Below are 22,442 nucleotides of genomic sequence, written 5' to 3' on the forward strand. Positions count from 1 at the left end.
GGACGTATAGTTCAGCACTGCCTGCTTCCGTTTTTCCCCCACCCCCCTGCCTAGAATTTCTGATGCGCTGGCCCATGGCTACCGCATCTGTTTTCTCATTCCCGGACGAACTTGTCGGCCGTCGTGGACTGCGGCGGCCGGTGCACGTATAGGCAGTCATGACCTTACTCCACCAGCGGCCCTTGCCTCATCTCGTTTCGAACAACAAGAAAAAGAACGGAAAGACAACATCCGCCGCGGTGGCGCCAGACAAGGCAAGCGATCGGGCCGCGCCGCCAGCGCGTCCGATTGCGCCGCCGGGCCCGTTCCGCTTGAACGACACGGCTGCCGCGCTTTGCGCCGCCTTGGCGCTTTCGGCGCCGGTTGCCGGCGCCATGGCCGCCACGGGGCCGCAGCAGGTCGATCTGCCCGCGCAGCAGAACCCTTATCCGGTGGAAGCGGTCGGCGGCCTGGGCGAAACAGGAGACCCCGCGTATCTGTTCAGCACACCCAAGGACGCGGATCCCGAGGAAAACCAGGTGTCTGTCGGCGGCCGCACGATGCTTTCGGGCGGCGCCGGCAGGCAGCCCAAGGCCGGGGATGCGATCCAAGGGGCCCGGCTGAGCCTGACCAACGATGGCATCGTGCGCGGCGGCTCCGGCACGGGCGCGTTTCCCTCCGCTGGCGGGGCCGGCGTGTCCGGGGAACGCCTGATCATTACGAACAATGAAATCCTGCAGGGCGGCGCCGGCAGCGCGGGCGGCGCCGGCAGCGCGGGTAGAGTGGGTTTGCCCCTGGCGGGTGAAAACAGTGTCTATGAGAGGTTTTTCAACGCCACCCACGGCGGCGCTGGCTACGCCGGGGGAGCGGGCGGGGCCGGCGTCCGGGGCAACGGCTTGCGCGTTCTCAACGCCAGCGACGCCACGATTGAGGGCGGCGCGGGTGGCATGGGCGGGGCCGGCGGCGATGGCGTGCATGTCTGGGTCAACACTTACACGAAGGGCGGGACCGGCGGGGCCGGCGGGGAGGGTGGTGACGCCATAACCGGCGCGGATATCGCCATTACCAACGGTGGCGACATCATCAAGGGCACGGGAGCGGCTGGGAGTGCCGGCGGGGCCGGGGGGAGCGGGGAAAATTCATGGACCAGGCTGGGCCCCAATGTACGCGCCGAGGCCGGGGCGGCGGGCGGTGATGGCGCCGCCATCCGCCTGACCGGCGGCGTGAACTTTCTCACGCTCGAAGCCAGGTCGAGCATCGATGGCGATATCGTGCTGTCGCATGACGACAAGGCGTTCGGCGCCCCGCAGCTGTCCATCCTCAACCGGGGCGGGGCCGCCGCCCGGGTGACGGGCGACGTGATCGTCGGCGCCGGGGCGGACGCGGGGTTCGCGGGCAGACCGCTCACCCTGCGCGGCGATCTGACGCTGGAGGACGGCGCGACGCTGTCCGTCGCGGCCACGCGCGCGCAGCCGGGAGAGCCCTCGGAAACCGTGCGGGCCACGGGCGTGACCATCGGCGCCAACGCCACCTTCAATCTGTCCGGCGTTTCAGCCGCCAGCGCCACGGATGTGGCGCTGTTCAGCGTTACGCAGGGCAAGATCGCTGGCGATTTCGCCGACATCGCCATCGGCGGCAAGATCGCGGAGCGCGATGCCGCGGATGCGAACCTGCGCAGCGCAAACTACCTGACGCTGCTGCGCACCCGCAAGTCCGACGACGGCGCCGGGTACCTGGCGAGCTACCAACTGAGCTGGTTCGATACGCCGCCCAAGGCGCATGGCGGGTTTCTGCTGGGCGAGGGCGAGACGTTCACCGTCGGCACGGCCCTGACGCCAGTGGGCGCCAGCGGCGACTGGGATGGCAACAGCCTGACCAAGCAAGGGGCCGGCACGCTGATCCTGACCGGCGACAACACCTACACCGGGCTGACCCGCGTCGAGGCAGGCACGCTGCGCGTGGGGCTCAACGGCGACACCGGCTCGGTGGCCGGCGACATCGTCAACCAGGGCCACGTGATTTTCGACCGTAGCAATGCGCTGACCTACGCGGGGGTGATCTCCGGCGGCGGCAGGCTCACGCTGGCCGGCTCCGGCGCGCTGACCCTGACCGGCGCGAACACCTACACCGGCATCACCACCCTCGAAGCCGGCACGTTGATCACCGGGGTGGACGACGCGCTGGCGCACAGCGCCGGGCTGACGCTGTCGCGGGACGCCGTGTGGGACCTGGCCGGGCATGCGCAAACCCTGGCCGATGGCGCCACGCTCAAGAGCCGCGGCGTCATCCGGACGGGCGGGGCGGATCTGCGCGGCAGCGCCCTGACGGTCACCAACAGCGGCGGCATCGAAGCGGGTGATGGCGCGCTGGTGCTGACCGGCGGCGAGAACACGTTGACGTTCGAGCGCGGCGCGGCCATGACCGGCGGCGTGACGCTGGCGGCCGGCGCGGATGCGGAGCATCCCGTCAGCCTGCGCATCCTCAGCCATGTCGCGACGACGGTGGCCGGCGCGCTGACGGCAGGCGCGCACACCGGCCTCGCTCTGGATGGCTCGCCGATCGCGTTCACGGGCGCGGCCGGGTTCGGCCAGGGCCATGCCCTGACTATCGCGCCGGGTCTGAGCCTGACGGCCCAGAGCGTGTCCTTTGGCGAGGGCAGCACGGTGTCCGCCCTTATCAAGGACTGGGACCAGCGGCCAGTGCGGCTGATCACCACGACCGACGCGGCGGGCCTGACCGGCCCGTGGCGGTCCGGCCAGGTGCTGCTGGAGGGCGCGCCCACGCCGCCGCACGCCTACATCAGCGCCGACGGCCGCAACATGCAGTATTCGCTGCGCTGGGATGGGCTGGACGACGCGGCCAGCGGCACCTTCCGCGTGCCCGGCGGCCAGACGCTGGAGGTGGCGGTGGCGCTGGCCGACAACACGGCGCAGACCAATCCCGGCTGGGACGGCACGCGCCTGACCAAGCAGGGCGGCGGCGTCTTGATTCTCAGCGCCGACAACCCCTACAGCGGCGGCACGCGCATCGAAGACGGCACGCTGCAACTGGGCAAGGGCGGCGCGGCGGGGTCGGTGACGGGCGACATCGTCAACGACGCCGAGCTGGTGTTCGACCGCACGGGCGCGGTGGCCTTCGGCGGCGCCATTTCCGGGGTGGGCTCGGTGACCAAAAAGGGCGCCAACACCCTGACGCTGACCGGCGCGAATACGTATACCGGCAAGACCCTCGTCGAAGCCGGCACGCTGCGCATCGGCGACGGCGGTACGGCCGGTTCCATGGCCGCAAGCATCGTCAATCAGGGCACGCTGGTTTTTGACCGCAGCGATAGGCTGACCTACGCGGGCAGAATCTCCGGCACCGGTGGCGTGATCCAGGCCGGAACCGGCGCGACATTCCTGACCGGCACCAACACCTACGGCGGCGCGACCGCGATCCAGGCCGGTATCCTGCAATTCGGCGCCCAAGACGCCAAGCCTTCCCTGAACGCGCTGACCGGTTCCGTCTCGGTGGCGAAAGATGCCACGCTGGCCGTCGATCCATCGGCCTCGCTGCGCGTTGGCGGCGAAATCACGCTATCGGACGGGTCAACGCTGCTGCTGCGTCACGATACGCTGCCAGGCGATGCCGCCGGCGCCGGCCTGACGGCGGCCAAAGTGACCATCGGCCGCGGGGTCACCTTACGCCTGCCGAATCTGGTTGATACCTCCACCGCCAGTAAAGTGATCTTCAGCACGACCGGCGGCATCGTGGGCGACTTCGTCGAGGTCGTCATGGACGCACCCCACCCGGCGGATTACCGGGATTACTGGACGCTGGAGGCCCGGAAGTCGGCGGACAACAACAGCTACCTGACCAGCTATGGCTTGAGCTGGAATGCCAGCCCGGCCTTGGCGCACGGCACGTTCACGCTCGGACAGGGGCAGGCAGACACCATCAGCCAGGCGTTGGGGGGGCAGCGGTGGACGGGCAACGCCCTGACCAAGAAAGGGGCGGGCGCGCTGACGCTGACCGGCGCGAACACCTACAGCGGCCAGACCGCCGTCGAGGGCGGCACGCTGCGGCTGGGCGATGGCGGCGTCAGCGGCGCCGTGAACGGGCCGATCTCGTTGGCCGACAACGCCGCGCTGGTCTTCGACCGCAGCGATGCGGTGACCTACGCGGGCGTGATCGCCGGCGCGGGCACGGTGGCCAAGAAGGGTACCAACACGCTGACCCTGCAGGGCGATAGCGTGGCGTACCACGGCGTCACCACCATCGAGGGCGGCCAGTTGGTGGTGGGCGGCGGAAGCTACTACGGCATGTTGACGGGCGATATCGTCAATGAAGGCGCGCTGGTCTTTCGGCACATCGGCAATTGGCGGCAGATATACGGGGACGTGATTTCCGGCTCGGGCTCGCTGCTTCATGAGGGCGGCACACTGATCCTGACCGGCGAGAATACCTACACCGGCGGCACCAGGCTTACCGGCCCCACCGGGCCCTTTAGCGGCAACAGCGAGCTTCGGATCGGCAACAACGGCACGACGGGTTCGGTGGCCGGGGATATCGATATCTCCACGCGCACGCTGTTGTCATTCGTGCGTAACGATGACGCCACCTATGACGGCGTGATTTCCGGCGCGGGAGTGGTGTACAAGGGGCTGGGGCCGGAGCAAGGGACCGGCATGTTGACGCTGACCGGCGATCATACCTACACCGGCGGGACCTACATCTATGCCGGCGCGCTGCGGCTGGGTGACGGCGGCACGACCGGTTCCGTGGCCGGGAACATCTATCTCCAGGACGTCAATGCCGCGCTGATCTTCGACCGCAGCGATGATGTGATGTTCCAAGGCTTGATTTACGGTCAAGGCGCGGTCACCCAGCAAGGAGCCAATACGCTGACCCTGGCTGCCAATAACACCGGTTACACCGGCGTCACCACCATCGCCGCCGGCACGTTGCGGCTGGGCGATGGCGGGGTCACCGGTTCCGTGGCCGGAAACATCGTCAACAATGCCGCGCTGGTCTTCGACCGTAGCGATGCGGCGACCTACGCGGGCGTGATTTCCGGCGCGGGCACGGTGGCCAAGAACGGCGCCGGCGTGCTGACGCTGAGCGGCGCCAACACCTACGGCGGCGACACCACGGTCGCCGCCGGAACCTTGAAATTCGGTAATGGCACGGCAGCCGCCAACACGCTGGGCGGCGGGTTGACCGTGGCGGGCGGGACAACGTTGGATATCCATGCGCCGGCCAACGTCAGCCTGGCCGGGACGGCGGTCTTGCAAGACGGGGCGGCGGTGAGACTGCGGGAGGCGCTGCGAGGCAACGCCACCTCCACACCGGCCGCCGCCAGCTTGGCGGCGGGCAAAGTGACCATTGGCAAAGACGTGGCGCTCACGCTGTCCGGCATTGGCCACCAGATCCAGCATGACGTGCCGCTGTTCAGCGCGCAAGGCGGCATCGAAGGAGATTTCGCCAGGCTGGCTCTGGACGGATACGAAAGGCCGGTCGATTACCTGACGCTGACGGCCCGGAAGTCCGAGGATCAGACGCGCTACCTGGCCGATTACGGCCTGACCTGGCTGGACGACGGTGGCCGGGCGCACGGCGTTTTCACGATTGCCAGCGGCCTGACGGACACCCTTGTCGCCGCGCTGCAAGACGTGGCCGCCAACGCCGCCACCGGCTGGGACGGCCGGAGCCTGACCAAGCAAGGCGCGGGCACGCTGATTTTGGCCGGCGAAAATACCTACACCGGCGGCACCACGATTGCCGCCGGCGCGCTTCAGATCGGCGACAACGGCGCGAGGGGCTCCGTGGCCGGGGATATCGATATCGCCAGGGATGGCCGGTTGTCGTTTGTCCGGAACGATGACGTGACCCATGACGGCGCGATTTCCGGCGCGGGAACGGTGTACAAGGGGTGGGGTTCGCAAGGAACCGGTATGTTGACCCTGACCGGCGCGAACACCTACACCGGCGGGACCGTCATCCAGGGCGGCACCCTGCGGCTGGGCGACGGCGGCGTCACCGGCTCCGTGGCCGGGAATATCGTCAACAATGCCGCGCTGGTCTTCGACCGCAGTGATGCGGTGACCTATGACGGCGTGATCTCCGGCTTGGGAACGGTGTCGTCGCATGGGGCCAGCATGTTGACGCTGATCGGCGCGAACACCTACAGCGGAGGGACCACGATCGCCGCCGGCACGCTGCGGCTGGGCGATGGCGGCGTCACCGGCGCCGTGAATGGGCCGATCTCGCTGGCCGAAAACGCCGCGCTGATCTTCGACCGCAGTGATGCGGTGACCTATGACGGCGCGATCTCCGGCGCGGGCACGGTCGCCAAGAAGGGAAGCAACACGCTGACCTTGCGGGGCGATAGCAAGGCGTACCGCGGCGTCACCACCATCGAGGGCGGCCAGTTGGTGGTGGGCGACCAAGGCTACAGCAACGGCATGTTGGCGGGCGATATCGTCAATGAAGGCGCGCTGGTCTTTCGGCACATCGGCAATTGGCGGCAGACATACGGGGACGTGATTTCCGGCTCGGGCTCGCTGCGGCATGAGGGCGGCAGGCTGATCCTGACCGGTGAGAATACCTATACCGGCGGCACCACGCTTATCTCCGGCAGTGTGCTTCAGATCGGCGACAACGGCACGACCGGCTCGGTGGTCGGGGATATCGATACGGGCAATGGCGGTCTGTTGGCGTTCTTGCGTACCGATGACGTCACCCATGATGGCGTGATTTCCGGCGCGGGAGCACTGTTCAAGGGGGAGTTCCAGCAACAAGGGGCCGGCATGTTGACACTGACCGGCGATCATACCTACACCGGCGGGACCTTCATCCGGGGCGGCACGCTGCGGCTGGGCGACGGCGGCACGACCGGTTCCGTGGCCGGGAACATCTATCTCCAGGACGTCAATGCCGCGCTGATCTTCGACCGCAGCGATGATGTGATGTTCCAAGGCTTGATTTACGGTCAAGGCGCGGTCACCCAGCAAGGAGCCAATACGCTGACCCTGGCTGCCAATAACACCGGTTACACCGGCGTCACCACCATCGCCGCCGGCACGTTGCGGCTGGGCGACGGCGGGGTCACCGGTTCCGTGGCCGGAAACATCGTCAACAACGCCGCGCTGGTCTTCGACCGTAGCGATGCGGCGACCTACGCGGGCGTGATTTCCGGCGCGGGCACAGTGGCCAAGAACGGCGCCGGCGTGCTGACGCTGAGCGGCGCCAACACCTACGGCGGCGACACCACGGCCGCCGCCGGAACCTTGAAATTCGGCGATGGCACGTCGGCCGCCGCCAACACGCTGGGCGGCGGCTTGACCGTGGCGGGCGGAGCCACGCTGGACGTCCATGCGCCGGCCAGCGTCAGCCTGGCCGGGGCGGCGGTACTGCAGGACGAGTCGGCGCTGCGGCTGCGGGAGACGCTGCGAGGCAACACCGCTTCGGCCGGCCTGACGGCGGCGGGCAAGCTGACCATTGGCAAGGACGTGGCGCTCAGGCTGTCCGGCATTGCCCACCAGATCCAGCATGAGGTGGCGCTGCTCAGCGCGGACGGCGGCATCGAGGGCGACTTTGCCCGTCTGGTCTCGGACGGCTACGAAAGACCGGTCGATTACCTGACGCTGAGCGCCAGGAAGTCCGCGGATCAGACGCGCTATTTGGCCGATTATGACCTGACCTGGCTGGACGATGACGGTCGGGCGCACGGTGTTTTCACGATTGTCAGCGGCTTGACGGACACCATTGCCGCCGCGCTGCAAGACGTGGCCGCCAACGCCGCCACCGGCTGGGACGGCCGGAGCCTGACCAAGCAAGGCGCGGGCGCGCTGATCCTGACCGGCGAGAACGCCTACACCGGCGGCACCACGATTGCCGCCGGCACGCTTCAGATCGGCGACGGCGGCACGCGCGGCGCCGTGACGGGCGCGATCGACAACCAGGCCGCGCTGGTCTTCGACCGTAGCGACGACATCGTCTATGCGGACAGAATCTCCGGCGCGGGCACGGTCACCAAGACGGCAAGCAACACGCTGACGCTGACCGGCGACAATACCTACACCGGCCTGACCACCATCGCGGGCGGCGCGCTGCGCGTGGGCGCGGGCGCCACGAGCGGGGCGCTGGCCGGCGACATTGCCTTCACCGGCGCCGGCGACCTGATCTTCGACCGCAGCGATGCGTCGCGGTACGCGGGCGCGATTTCCGGCGCGGCCAGGCTTGCCAAGCACGGCGCCGGCACGCTGGTGCTGTCCGGCGACAACCTTCATACCGGCGGCACCCGGATCGCGGGCGGCACGCTCCAGGTGGGCGACGGCGGCGTCACCGGCTCCGTGACGGGCGATATCCTCAACAACGCCGCGCTGGTCTTCGACCGCAGCGATGCGGCGACCTACGCGGGCGTGATTTCCGGCACCGGCACGGTGGCCAAGAACGGCGCCGGCGCGCTGACGCTGAGCGGCGCCAACGCCTATGGCGGCGACACCACGGTCGCCGCCGGAACCTTGAGATTCGGTGACGGCAAGCTGGCGGCCAACACGCTGGGCGGCGGCTTGACCGTGGCGGGCGGAGCCACGCTGGACGTCCATGCGCCGGCCAGCGTCAGCCTGGCCGGGGCGGCGGTACTGCAGGACGAGTCGGCGCTGCGGCTGCGGGAGACGCTGCGAGGCAACACCGCTTCGGCCGGCCTGACGGCGGCGGGCAAGCTGACCATTGGCAAGGACGTGGCGCTCAGGCTGTCCGGCATTGCCCACCAGATCCAGCATGAGGTGGCGCTGCTCAGCGCGGACGGCGGCATCGAGGGCGACTTTGCCCGTCTGGTCTCGGACGGCTACGAAAGACCGGTCGATTACCTGACGCTGAGCGCCAGGAAGTCCGCGGATCAGACGCGCTATTTGGCCGATTATGACCTGACCTGGCTGGACGATGACGGTCGGGCGCACGGTGTTTTCACGATTGTCAGCGGCTTGACGGACACCATTGCCGCCGCGCTGCAAGACGTGGCCGCCAACGCCGCCACCGGCTGGGACGGCCGGAGCCTGACCAAGCAAGGCGCGGGCGCGCTGATCCTGACCGGCGAGAACGCCTACACCGGCGGCACCACGATTGCCGCCGGCACGCTTCAGATCGGCGACGGCGGCATGCGCGGCGCCGTGACGGGCGCGATCGACAACCAGGCCGCGCTGGTCTTGAACCGCAGCGACGAGATGACGCTGCCGGGCGCGATCTCTGGCGCGGGCACGGTCACCAAGAAGGGAAGCAACACGCTGACCCTGACCGGCGACAATACCTACACCGGCCTGACCACCATCGAAGGCGGCGCGCTGCGCGTGGGCACGGGCGGCGCGAGCGGCGCCCTGGCCGGCAACATTGCCTTCACCGGCGCCGGCGACCTGATCTTCGACCGCAGCGATGCGTCGCGGTACGCGGGCGCGATTTCCGGCGCGGCCAGGCTTGCCAAGCACGGCGCCGGCACGCTGGTGCTGTCCGGCGACAACCTTCATACCGGCGGCACCCGGATCGCGGGCGGCACGCTCCAGGTGGGCGACGGCGGCGTCAGCGGCTCCGTGACGGGCGATATCCTCAACAACGCCGCGCTGGTCTTCGACCGCAGCGATGCGGCGGCGTACGCGGGCGTGATTTACGGCGCGGGCACGGTGGCCAAGAACGGCGCCGGCGTGCTGACGCTGACCGGCGCCAATGCCTATGGCGGCGACACCACGGTCGCCGCCGGAACCCTGAGATTCGGTGACGGCAAGCCGGCGGCCAACACGCTGGGCGGCGGCTTGACCGTGGCCGGCGCGGCCACGCTGGACGTCCACGCGCCAGCCGTCGTCAACCTGGCTGGCACGGCCACCTTCAGGGATGGCTCGGCGCTGTCCATGCGGGATCCGCTCAGAAGCGGGGCGCCGTTTGGCAACATAACGGCCGCCAAAATGGTTATCGGCAAGAACGTCACCCTCAATCTGTCCGGCATCGCCGACAGACCCAACCAGAGCAAGGTGCTGTTCAGCGCGGATGGCGGCATCGAGGGCGACTTTGCCCGTCTGGTGTCGGACGGATACGAAAAGCCGGTCGATTACCTGACGCTGAGCGCCAGGAAGTCCGCCGACCAAAAGCGCTACCTGGCGAACTACGGCCTGACCTGGCTGGTCGATAACGGTCAGGCGCACGGCACCTTCACAATCGGCGACGGCCAGCAGGATACCGTCGGCGTGACGCTGATGAACGTGAACGCCGTCGGCCGCTGGGATGGCCGGAGCCTGACCAAGCAAGGGGCGGGCACGCTGATACTGACCGGCGATCACGTCTACACCGGTGACACCACAATCGCCGCTGGCGCGCTCGCGCTGGGCGATGGCGGCACCACCGGTTCGATAAGGGGCAACATCGTCAACCGCGGCGCGCTGGTCTTGAACCGCAGCGACGAGATGACGCTGCCGGGCGCGATCTCTGGCGCGGGCACGGTCACCAAGAGGGGAAGCAACACGCTGACCCTGACCGGCGACAATACCTACACCGGCCTGACCACCATCGAAGGCGGCGCGCTGCGCGTGGGCACGGGCGGCGCGAGCGGCGCCCTGGCCGGCAACATCGCCTTCACCGGCGCTGGCGACCTGATCTTCGACCGCAGCGATGCGTCGCAGTACGCGGGCGCGATTTCCGGCGCGGCCAGGCTCGCCAAGAACGGCGCCGGCACGCTGGTGCTGTCGGGCGACAACCGCCATACCGGCGGCACCCGGATCGCGGGCGGCACGCTCCAGTTGGGCGACGGCGGCGTCACCGGCTCCGTGACGGGAGATATCGTCAACAACGGCGCGCTGGCCTTCAACCGCAGCGATAACGTGACGTACGGGAACCTGATTTCCGGCACGGGCTCGCTCATCAAGCGAGGCAGTAACACCCTGACCCTGACCCGCGCCAATACCTACAGCGGCGACACCCGCATCGAAGCCGGCACGCTCAAGACCGGCGTGGCCGATGCGTTCGCGAAGGCCTCCGGCCTGACGATCGCCAGCGGCGCGCGCCTGAACCTGGGCGGCTTCAACCAGACCATCGCCCAACTGGACAATCGCGGCGTCATTCTGTTCAACGATCTGGGCGCGCCCGCGAAGCTCGGCGGCCTGACCGTGACCGGCAGCATGAAGCACAGCGGCATGCTGGTGCTGAACACCTGCGCCGACTGCGCCGGCCAGGTCCTTACCCTGAGCGGCGACTGGGTCGGCGACGGCGGAACCCTGGGCTTCGGCGTGGTGCTGGGAGGCGATGACAGCAAGGCCGACAGACTGGTCATCGGCGGCGCGGCGAGCGGCACCACCTACGTTGCGGTGACCAACGAGGGCGGCTCCGGCGCGCAAACGGTGGAGGGGATCGAACTGATCCGCACGGCCGGCTCCACGGACGATGCCTTCGTGCAGCAAGACCGCATCGTGGCCGGCGCCTATGAATATCACCTGCAGAAAGGCAGTGCCGCCGGAAACAATGAAAACTACTGGTATCTGACCAGTTTGATCGCGGTGCCCGAGATTCCCAAGGTAGACCCCGTGCCAGACGTGCCCGGCAGCACGGCTCCCTCGGCCGGCGACGGCGAAGCCGCGCCTGATGCTGGCGAGACCCCCAAGCCGGAAGGCGCGGATGACGTTCCCGACACCCCGGTCGGCGGCGGCGCGGGCGACACGCCAGTAGTGGGTGGCGATACCCTCAAGCCGGAAGGCCCCGACGGCGTTCCGGACACCACGGTAGACGGTGGCGCGGGCAACACGCCGGAAGTGGGCGGCGATACCGTCAAGCCTGATGGTGATGCCCCCGCGACTGGCGGCACCTCCGATGTGGGTGGCGGCACGGGTGGCGATGTTGCCAAGCCTGATGCTGGTGATACCACCCAACCTGGTGGCGATAGCCCCGCGACTGGCGATGCCCCGGTTGTTGGCGGCACGGGCGGCGAAGTTGCCAGGCCTGATGTCGGCGATACTGCCAAGCCCGATAGTGATATCCCCACGACTGGCGGCACCTCCGATGTGGGCGGCGGCACAAGTGGCGATGTTGCCAAGCCTGATGCCGGTGATACCGCCCAACCCGGTGGCGATATCCCCGCGACTGGCGGCACCCCCGTTGTGGACGGCGGCACAGGTGGCGATGCGGCGAAGCCTGATGCCGGCGACACCGCCAAGCCTGATGGGGACATCCCCGCGACCGGCGACGCCCCGGTTGTCGGCGGTGGCACGGGTGGTGATGTTGCCAAGCCTGATGTTGGCGATACCGCCCAATCTGGTGGCGATAGCCCCGCGACTGGCGGCACCCCCGTTGTGGAAGGCGGCACAGGTGGCGATGCTGCCAAGCCTGATGCCGGTGAGACGGCCCAACCCGGTGGCGATATCCCCGCGACTGGCGGCACCCCCGTTGTGGACGGCGGCACAGGTGGCGATGTTGCCAAGCCTGATGTTGGCGATACCGCCCAACCTGGTGGCGATATCCCCACGGCTGGCGGCACCCCCGTTGTGGACGGCGGCACAGGTGGCGATGTTGCCAAGCCTGATGCCGGTGATACCGCCCAACCCGGTGGCGATATCCCCGCGACTGGCGGCACCTCCGTTGTGGACGGCGGCACAGGTGGCGATGCGGCGAAGCCTGATGCCGGCGACACCGCCAAGCCTGATGGGGACATCCCCGCGACCGGCGACGCCCCGGTTGTCGGCGGTGGCACGGGTGGTGATGTTGCCAAGCCTGATGTTGGCGATACCGCCCAATCTGGTGGCGATAGCCCCGCGACTGGCGGCACCCCCGTTGTGGAAGGCGGCACAGGTAGCGATGTTGCCAAGCCTGATGTTGGCGATACCGCCCAACCTGGTGGCGATATCCCCGCGACTGGCGGCACCCCCGTTGTGGACGGCGGCACAGGTGGCGATGCTGCCAAGCCTGATGCCGGTGAGACGGCCCAACCCGGTGGCGATATCCCCGCGACTGGCGGCACCCCCGTTGTGGACGGCGGCACAGGTGGCGATGTTGCCAAGCCTGATGTTGGCGATACCGCCCAACCTGGTGGCGATATCCCCACGGCTGGCGGCACCCCCGTTGTGGACGGCGGCACAGGTGGCGATGTTGCCAAGCCTGATGTTGGCGATACCGCCCAACCTGGTGGCGATATCCCCACGGCTGGCGGCACCCCCGTTGTGGACGGCGGCACAGGTGGCGATGTTGCCAAGCCTGATGTTGGCGATACCGCCCAACCTGGTGGCGATATCCCCACGGCTGGCGGCACCCCCGTTGTGGACGGCGGTACGGGTGGCGATGTTGCCAAGCCTGATGCCGGTGAGACGGCCCAACCTGGTGGTGATAGCCCCGCGACTGGCGGCACCCCCGTTGTGGACGGCGGTACGGGTGGCGATGTTGCCAAGCCTGATGTTGGCGATACCGCCCAATCTGGTGGCAATAGCCCGGCGACTGGCGACGCCCCGGTTGTCGGCGGCGGCACGGGTGGCGAAGTTGCCAAGCCTGATGCTGGTGATACCGCCCAACCCGGTGGCGATATCCCGGCGACTGGCGATGCCCCGGTTGTTGGCGGCACGGGCGGGGAAGTTGCCAGGCCTGATGGCGGCGATACCGCCAAGCCTGACGGCGATATCCCGGCGACCGGCGATGCCCCGGTTGTTGGCGAAGGCACGGGCGGCGATGTTGCCCAGCCTGATGCCGGCGATACCCCCAAGCCTGAAGGCGACATGCCTGCGACCGGCGGCGCGCCGGTTGCCGGTGGCGGCAGCCCAGGCGCGGTGCATGTCTACCGTCCGGAAATCGGCAGCTACGCGACCAATCTGGCGGCGGCGAGCACGTTGTTCAACACCAGCCTGAGCGATCGTGAAAGCGCTGAATCCGTCGACCCGGTGACGGGCGCGCGCAGCCAGACTTGGGCCAGAGCGGCGGGCGGGCGCAGTCACGGAAAGATGGCGGACGGGCAGAATGGGTACGTGGCCGACCGCAGCGTGCTCCAGTTGGGCGGTTCCGTGGCGGGTGGCAGCTTCAGCGGTACTGACACCTGGCGCCTGGGGGTGATGGGCGGCTACGGCAGCCAGCGCAGCAAGACCCGCAGCGCCTTGTCGGGCTATCAGTCCCGCGGCGACGTGCAGGGCTATAGCGCGGGCCTGTATGGCTCCTGGCGCCAGGATGCGCAAACGCGCAGCGGCTTGTACGTGGACGGCTGGGCGCTCTATAACCGGTTCGACAACACGGTCAAGGGCGATGGGTTGGCGAAGGAGACGTACAAGAGCCAGGGCATCACCGCGTCCGTGGAGTCGGGTTTCCTGTTCGAGGTCGGCTCGTACACGACAGACGGCGGCAGGGAAAACCGCTTTTACATCCGACCCCAGGCGCAGGTGCTGTGGTCCGGGGTCAAAGCCGACGGCCACACGGAAAGGGGCGGCACGAAAGTGCAAGGCGTGGGCGGTAACAACGTTCAGACCCGTCTGGGCGCGCGGTTCTCGCTGGTCAGCAGCCCTGCATCGCAGCGCGTGGGCGGCGCCGAGGGTTTCCTGGAGGTGAACTGGCTGCACACGCCCAAGGCGTATGGCGTGACCATGGACGACACCCAAGCCTTGATCCAGGGGGGCAAGAACGTGGTGGAACTGAAGGCGGGCGTCGAAGGCAATCTGAGCGAACGCCTGAGCGTATCGGCGAACGTGACGCGGCAGCAGGGCAGCCAGGGGTTCCAGGATACGCAGGGCTCGCTGAATGTGAAATTGCGCTTCTGAGCCCCTTTTGCTGGGAGCATGACGTCGGCCCCGGACGATTCGCGTGCGGATTATCAACCGCATGCGGGCCGCCCGGGGCCGCACTGCGCCAAGGCGTCATTACCTGCCCGTATTCACCTGCCCGTATTCACCTGCCCGTATTCGCCTGCCCGTATTCGCCTGCCATGTGCCGAACGGCGCGGGATTTTCCCGCATTGCGCCTAGCACGATATTTTCAGGTATTTCGGACGCTATCCGTGACTTGAAGTTGCAATAAAGACATTTTCCCCGGGGCGTCCAAAGATCCCCCGGGCGGATACTCATTTCTTGCGGTTTGATTAATCCAAGATAAGAAAACGACTTTATATATTTGCTAACAAGACAAACAATCTCAGTTATTTCCAGTTGTATGGAAAAAGAGATTATTCGAGGGATTTACCCACGTTTATTACGAGCACGCCGACTTATTTCCACAGCAACGAAAACTTTTAGAAAAAAATTTGCCGTGCGCGCGGCCTACGATTCGTTGGCTCGCTGCCCATACGTATGACGGGGTATCGAGTTGTAATTAATTCTGAGCAACGCGTCCACCCCAGGCGGGAATAAGCCATTTGATCGCGGCATCGATTCTTGGTTCCTGGGTGTCGGTTTCAAGTGTCTTCGACACGACGAAAACAGTGAGGTCCCCGTGGTAAAGAGAATCGCAGTGTGCGGTCTGGGATATGTCGGCCTGCCCGTGGCCGTGGCGTTTTCCAGGCGCTTTGATGTCGTCGGCTTCGATGTGGACAAGCGCCGGATCGGCAGCCTGAAGCAGGGCGAGGACTGGACCGGCGAGATCGAACGCGAGGCCTTGCTGGCTTCTCCCATGCTATTCACCGACCAGGTCAGCGAACTGGCAGGTTGCGATTTTTTCGTGGTGGCGGTGCCGACGCCGGTGGATGAAAAGAATAATCCCGATTTTTCCCTGCTGCTGCGGGCATGCCGATCGATCGGGCCGGTGCTGCGCCCCGGCTGCATCGTGGTTTTCGAATCCACGGTGCATCCCGGCGCCACCGAGGAAATCTGCGGGCCGGAGCTGGAAAAGGCCTCGGGCCTGCGCTGCGGCATCGACTTCAAGCTCGGCTACAGCCCCGAACGGATCAATCCGGGCGACCGCGAGCATCCGCTGGAGAAGATCGTCAAGATCGTGTCAGGCCAGGACGCGGAATCGCTGGAGGTCATCGCCGGCGTGTACGAGCAGATCATCGAGGCCGGCGTGCATCGCGCTTCCTCGATCAAGGTGGCCGAAGCCGCCAAGGTGCTCGAAAACACGCAACGCGACATCAACATCGCGCTGATGAACGAGATGTCGAAGATCTGCGATCTGGTCGGCATCCGCACCGCCGAAGTGCTGGCGGCGGCGGGCACCAAGTGGAACTTCCTGAAGTTCACCCCGGGCCTGGTGGGCGGCCACTGCATCGGCGTCGATCCTTACTACCTGACGTCCAAGGCGCAGGAACTGGGCTATCACCCGGAAGTCATCCTCTCGGGCCGCCGCATCAACGACGGCATGGCCAGCCATGTGGCTGCGCGCGTGGTGCAGACCCTGGCCCGCAATGGCCGCCTGAGCGCCTCGACGCGGGTCGGCATCCTCGGCATGACGTTCAAGGAAAACGTGCCGGACATCCGCAATTCGAAGGTGGTCGACCTGTATCGCGCGCTCGGCGACTACGGCATCACGCCGGTGGCCTGCGACCCGATGGTCGACGCCGAACAGATGCGGCACGAGTACGGCATCACCCTCGTAAGCCGAGACCAGTTCCGCGACATGGACGTGCTGATCCTGGCGGTGCCGCACCGCCAAACCATGGAAACCCTCTGGGACGACCTGCCGCAGCTGGTCAAGGCCGGCGGCATGGTGTGCGATCTGAAGTCCGTGCTGGACAGCCGCCGGCTTCAGTCCGATCTCTTGTACTGGACGCTCTGAGTCCAGGTCCGCAACCCATCAACACAGGAGAGGCCAGGAATGACCGCCTTTACCATTGCTCCGATCGGCACCTGCCGCATCCATACCCCGCTGCGCGATGCGGTGGGACGCTACCCGATCAAGCAGCAGCTCGGCCGCAATTACGGTTTCGTCCACACCAGCGCCGAGGCGCTGCAGCAGGCCCGCTTCATGTTCGGCCAGGCCGAGATTCCCGTCGACGTGCAGCGGGTGATCTTCCGTCCGTCGAACGGCGAGCAGGCCCGCCGCGGCGTGCACAAGCCGGCCGATCTGTACATGGTCGAGCTGTCCTCGCGCAAGCTGCTGACCATTGACGGCTATCCCATCCAGTCCAACTACCTGGTGCGCTACTTCAGCGAGTTCTTCGCCGATCGCGCCCGCACCCGCATGTTCTGGTCGCAGGCCAGCGACGAACGGCTCGCCGAACGGCGCGCCTGGCTCGATCAGGATCCCGTCTTCAAAAGCCTGTCGCCCGACAATCGCGAGTTGCTCGCGCGCATTGTCAAGCGGGAACAGACCGACGACGAGATCGAGCAGCAGATGCAGGAGCTGGTCGGTTTGCTGGGCCGCGACAAGGTGGTGTTCGTCACGCACGTCAATGCGGTGACGCCTGACAATGTGCCGATCGAGCAGCGCGCGCAACTGATCGCGGCGGTGGCCGCCAGCGCGCAGCGCATCGGCGTGCCGTGCTATGACCCGACGCCGCTGATGAACAAGATCGGCCAGGCCGACGCGATGGAGGACGGCGGGCTGGACCTGACGCATTACACCCCGCTGTTCGCCGAACGCCTGTACACCGAGTGGTTCAAGATCTTCGTGCGTCCGCGCATGAGCGCCTCGACGCCGCAGCCGGTGGCGCCCAAGCTGGGCGCCGACGAAAGCGCCGAGCGCATCGAGAAGCTGTGGGATGCCGGCGAGCTGCGCGAGGCCTCGCGCCGCCTGCGCGAGGTGCTGCGCCGTCATCCCGGCCTGCCCGACCACACGCTGCTGTTCGCGCGCATCCAGGAAGAGCTGGGCGACTACGAAGGCTCGCTGGCGCTGCTGGACGGCGCGGACGGCACGCTGGCCACCGGCAGCAAGGCCGAGCAGATCCTGATGCGCAACCATTTCAAGCTGGGCCACCATGAGCTGGCGCATTCGCTGGCCGCCGGCCTGCTGGGCGACGAGATCGAGACCCCGGAAATCGTGCGCATCGCGGCGATTTCCGCCGGCCACCTGGGCTACGTGGACGAAGCCCTGGGCAACTGGAAGCAACTGTTCCGCATTTGCGCGCCGCAGGACGCGACCGCCACCGAGGCGGCCGACACCGTGCTCTCGCTGTTGCAGGCCGGCAGCGACATGGAAGCCACTTTGCGCTGGGCCCAAGAAGTGCGCGCGGCGCTGCCGTCGCACGGCCGCAGTTTTGCCATGCTGTGGCGCGACCGGCTGATCGCCGGCGACCGCGCGGGCCTGCGGGCGCTGGCGTCCGAGTCGCCCGCGCTGCAGGATGTCGAGGCGCTGGAGCTGGTCAAGGAGGCCACGTGGCGCGGCTGCATCATGGCCGCGGCCGCGCTGGCCGTGTCCTGCAGACTGGCCGACAGCGAGCAGGAGGACATCTGCGCCTGGCTGAGCGCGCAGTCGTCGGCGTGGGCCGAGGAGGGCGCGCAGGCGCTGGAGGAAGGCCGCCTGCGCGATGCCGCCGAGCGCATCTGCGCGCACCGCCTGCTCAACCCCGATGCCCTGGCCGGCCTGCGCGCGCAGCGCGCCCTCGAGCGCGCCATGCGCCTGGGCGTGCGCGCCGCGCTGGTGGCGGGCAACCACAAGGAAGTGATCGACCTGACCGACATCGCGCTCGACACCCAGATCGATTTTCCGGAGCTGCACGCCATGCGCGGCCGCGCGGCGGATGCGCTGGGCGACAAGCAGACCGCGATGCGGCACCTGGAGCAGGCGGCCGCCAACGAGTCCGCGCCGTTCAGCACGCAACTGCACTTCGCGCGGGTGGCGTTCAATGGCGGCTGGTTCGGCGAGGCCATCGACGCCTACAAGATGGTCCTGGCCCATGCGTCGGCCGACCAGAGCGCCAAGGAAGAGGCCGAACGCCAGCTCGGCAGGCTCGGGCCGCGCGCCATCCGCGGCGCCCGCGAAATCCTGTCGGCCGGCAATCCCAAGGCGGCCTGGGATCTGCTGGAGCGCGTCGCGCAATCCTGGCCGCAGATGACGGAAGTCGACCACGAGAAGCGGCGCATTCTCGCCGTGCTGTACGCCGAGGCACGGGCGCTGGATTCATCCAGCACCAGCGAGCGCCTGGCATTGGGCGAGCGGATCCTGCAACTGGTGCCCGATGATCCCATCGGCCTGCGGCTGGCGGCGGTGGGCGCCATGCGCCTGCGCCGCTTCGAACAGGCGTTGCCGTACTGGCGCGCGCTCAAGGAACGTTCCGACAACCCGGCTCAGTATGATCACTACATCCAGCGCTGCCTGGTGTGGATCGACAAGGCCAACCGCAGGAAGGCCGCATGAATCCGCCACTGACTACCGAGCGAAACAACGCCGTGTCCGAGCTGCAGGAGGTGCAGGCGCGGTTGGAGGAAATCGTGGCGGCGTCGGGGCGGGTGCAAGTGGCGCAGGCCAACCTGGCCGAGGCGCAAGCACTGGCGCGCGGCCATCTGGCCGACTCCAAGGTACGCTTCCTGCTGCTGCGTCTGAAAGAGGCGGCGGGTCTGAACGAAGGCATGGCCGAGCAGTGGGCCACGCTGTTGCGGGAATGCCCCGACGACCTGGAGATCGTGCGCTATTGCGCGACCCGCCTGGTCAAGGAGCGCCGCGTCGAGGACGCGCTTGCGCTGGTCGAGCGGCACTTGCCGGAGTCGACGGATAATCCGTCGCGGCTGTTCGCGCGCGCCAAGCTGCTCAGCGACATCCGCGCGTACGAGCAATCGGACGAGCTGTTTCGCCGGCTGATCCTGCAGCACACTGACCGCAACATCCGCGTCGAGTTCGCCAAGCGGCTGCGCAAGCGCGGCCTGCTGGCGGACGCGTTTGAAGTCATCGCGCCGGTGGCCAGGCATCTGGCGCCGGGCAGCAAGGCGGCGGAACTGGCCAACGGCCTGGCCCGGGACTTTGCCTTCTACCAACGCCTGGAGCCCGACTCCGCGCTGGCCGGCAAGGACATCAGGATCGTGTCGATGAAGCATGCCATCCTGCATTTCCGCGACCGGCAGATTCCGGAATACGCGCCCGAAAAGCCGGTTTCGGTGGCGCTGGTGACGGGCAGCCTGGGCCCCGGCGGCGCCGAGCGCCAACTGACGCGGCTGGCCGGTGAGCTGGCCCGCATGGCGCAGACGCCCTGCCCGCGTCAGGTCGCTACGCCGATGAAGCCGGAGAAGGTCGAAGTGCTGGTCAAACAGCACACCGAGCCGGCCGGCTCCACCAAGAAGCAGGGGCTGGACTTCTTCCTGTCGGTGCTGGTCGAGGCGCGCATTCCGGTCACGGAAATCAACAAGCTGCCGGCGATCTCGGTGGCCCACCAGGCGGTGCCGGACGGCACCCTGGGCCGCCTGCTGGAGCAGTTGCCGCCGCCGGTCCACTATGGCGTGACGCGGCTGGCGCCGGTCTTGCGCGCGAACACGTTCGACGTGGTGAGCCTGTGGCAGGACGGCACCTGCCTGTTCGGCGCCCTGGCGGCGCTGCTGGCCGGCGCGCCGACCATCCACCTGGTGTTTCGCGGATTGCCGCCGAACATCCGCAAGGACCGCTTCCGCGAAGAGTATCCCGAGCTGTACCAGGCCCTGGCCCAGGTGCCGGGCGTGCACTTCGTCAGCAACAGCCGCAAGGCGGCCGAGGCCTACGCGCAGTGGCTGGGCATTCCCATCGTGCGCTTCCATGTGCTGTACAACGGCGTGCCGGACCTGACCACCGACGCGGCCGCGACGGATGAAGCAAAGTGGCGGGCCTTCCAGGAAAGCACGGCCGACGCCACCGAAACCATCGGCGGCGTGTTCCGCCTGGAACCGGACAAGCGGCCGCAATTGTGGATCAAGCTCGCGGCGCTTTACCTGAAGCGGCGGCCGCGGGCGCGTTTTGTCATTGTTGGCGACGGCCGGCTGCATGACAACATCGTGACGCTGGCGCAGGAACTGTCCGTGGCCGACCGCCTGCTGCTGGTGGGGCTGTCGAACCATGTGGGCTATTGGTATTCGCAAATGGACGCCAAGGTTCTGCTGTCGCGCTACGAGGGGCTGCCCAACGTGCTGATCGAGGCCCAACTGCTGGGCGTGCCGGTTGTCTCGACGCCGGCGGGCGGGGCAGGGGAGTGCTTCGAGGAAGACCAGACGGGCCACCTGCTGGGCGATGTCGAGCATCCGGATCTGCACGAAGCCTGCGACAAGGTCATCTCGATCGTCGACCGGGTGCGCGCCGATCAGGGCTTGCGCGCGCAAAGCCGCCAGCGGGCGCAGACCCTGTTTTCGCTCGAGGCCATGCTGGCCAAGTTTCTGAGCCTGTGCGTGCCGCTCATGCCGGAGTCGGAGAACGACGAGCGCATGGATCTGCCGCCGATGCGCCTGATGCAGGCCTGAGCGGCCGCGCGTGTCTCACCCCGGTCTAGAAGATAAAGGAAAGTATGCAAATGAATGTCCCGGCCGCGGGCCCGCGCCGCCTCGCGGCGCCGGCCCTGCTGCTGATTACCGCGCTCATGCTCAGCGCCTGCCAGTTGCCGCGCTCCGGTCCCATGTTGAGCGAGATGACCGGCGCCCACGACGATAAGGATGTGATCGTGATGCCCGCGTCGCGCGAGCTCGCCCGCGCGAGCCGGATGCCGGCGGTCGCCGACTTTCCCGTGCGCTACCGCGACCTGACCCAGGCCGGCTTCGACCGCCTGGTGCCGGGCGACGGCGTCAACGTGAAAGTGTGGGAACGCGGCGGACTGGGCGTGTTCGCGGCGGATCCGTCCGGCGTGAGCGATCTGGGCAACCAGGAGCTGGACCGCGACGGCAACGTCTCCTTTCCCATTCTGGGCAAGTTCCAGGCCGGCGGCATGACGCTGGGGCAACTGCATGACGCCATCGTGGCGCGCCTGAGCCGGCTGGTCGCCGGCGCCGACGTCAGCGTGACGCGCGTGACCGACGCGCGCGGACAGATGGTGACGGTGCAGGGCAATCTGACCAAGCCAGGCATGTATCCGATCACGCAGACCGCCCAGCGGCTGAGCAGCGCGCTGGCGCAGGCGGCGCCGGTGCAGACCAATCCCGAACAGCTCGTCATCAGTCTGCGGCGCGACAACCAGGTCGCCTCGGTGCGCCTGTCGGACATCTATCGCAACCAGAATAACGATGTCCTGCTGCGCGCCGGCGACGTCATCACCGCGTATGAAGCGCGCGAATTCCTGACCGTGCTGGGCGCGGCCGGCAACCAGGGCCGCGTGGCCATCAGCAAGCGCAACTACAGCGTGCTGGACGCGCTGGCCGACGCCCGGGGCCTGGACGACAAGACGGCGGACCCACGCTCGGTGTTCCTGTTCACGCCCGCGCAGGCCGGCGTGGACGGCAAGCCGGACCTGCTGCCGGTGGTCTACCAGTTCGATCTCACGCGTCCGGAACAGGTGGCGCTGGCGCGCGAATTCAGCGTGCATGAGGGCCAGGCGATCTACATCTCGGACGCGCCGTTCACCCAGGTGCAGAAGGTGCTGTCCGCATTCCGCGTGACCATGAGCGCCGGCTTCAGCGCGACCCGGGCCATCGACTCCGACTCCGGCTCGTCCAGCGGCGTCAGTCAGTAGC

Annotated in this window: 5 protein-coding genes; all 5 read left to right on the forward strand. The window is 67.6% G+C overall.

Features of this window, described 5'->3' with window-relative positions; all coding sequences use genetic code 11:
- The first annotated feature begins 311 nt into the window (after positions 1-311).
- The 5 genes from ACN6O8_RS07915 (at position 312) to ACN6O8_RS07935 (ending at position 22,441) form a co-directional block, all read left to right on the forward strand.
- On the forward strand, positions 312-14,720 hold the full coding sequence (locus tag ACN6O8_RS07915) for an autotransporter-associated beta strand repeat-containing protein (RefSeq protein ID WP_427990506.1): 14,409 nt from the start codon (positions 312-314) through the stop codon (positions 14,718-14,720).
- A gap of 685 nt (positions 14,721-15,405) precedes the next feature.
- A complete protein-coding gene (locus ACN6O8_RS07920; RefSeq protein ID WP_427990507.1) occupies positions 15,406-16,665 on the forward strand; it encodes a nucleotide sugar dehydrogenase in 1,260 nt (419 codons plus the stop codon).
- A gap of 39 nt (positions 16,666-16,704) precedes the next feature.
- A complete protein-coding gene (locus ACN6O8_RS07925; RefSeq protein WP_427990508.1) occupies positions 16,705-19,185 on the forward strand; it encodes a hypothetical protein in 2,481 nt (826 codons plus the stop codon).
- Positions 19,182-21,242, forward strand: a complete 2,061-nt coding sequence (locus tag ACN6O8_RS07930; RefSeq protein WP_427990509.1) for a glycosyltransferase — start codon at positions 19,182-19,184, stop codon at positions 21,240-21,242. Before ACN6O8_RS07925 ends, ACN6O8_RS07930 begins: the two co-directional genes overlap by 4 nt.
- Positions 21,243-21,286: 44 nt before the next feature.
- The gene (locus ACN6O8_RS07935) at positions 21,287-22,441 is read left to right on the forward strand and encodes a polysaccharide biosynthesis/export family protein (RefSeq protein ID WP_427990510.1); all 1,155 of its coding nucleotides are present in this window, start codon (positions 21,287-21,289) and stop codon (positions 22,439-22,441) included.
- The last annotated feature ends 1 nt before the right edge of the window (position 22,442 follow it).

This window comes from Achromobacter sp., assembly GCF_050285565.1.
Taxonomy (GTDB): Bacteria; Pseudomonadota; Gammaproteobacteria; order Burkholderiales; family Burkholderiaceae_B; genus Achromobacter.

Excerpts from the sequence above, each read along its gene's own strand:
- ACN6O8_RS07925 (WP_427990508.1), top strand. The coding sequence starts at position 16,705 with ATGACCGCCTTTACCATTGCTCCGATCGGCACCTGCCGCATCCATACC.
- ACN6O8_RS07930 (WP_427990509.1), top strand. The coding sequence starts at position 19,182 with ATGAATCCGCCACTGACTACCGAGCGAAACAACGCCGTGTCCGAGCTG.
- ACN6O8_RS07935 (WP_427990510.1), top strand. The coding sequence starts at position 21,287 with ATGCAAATGAATGTCCCGGCCGCGGGCCCGCGCCGCCTCGCGGCGCCG.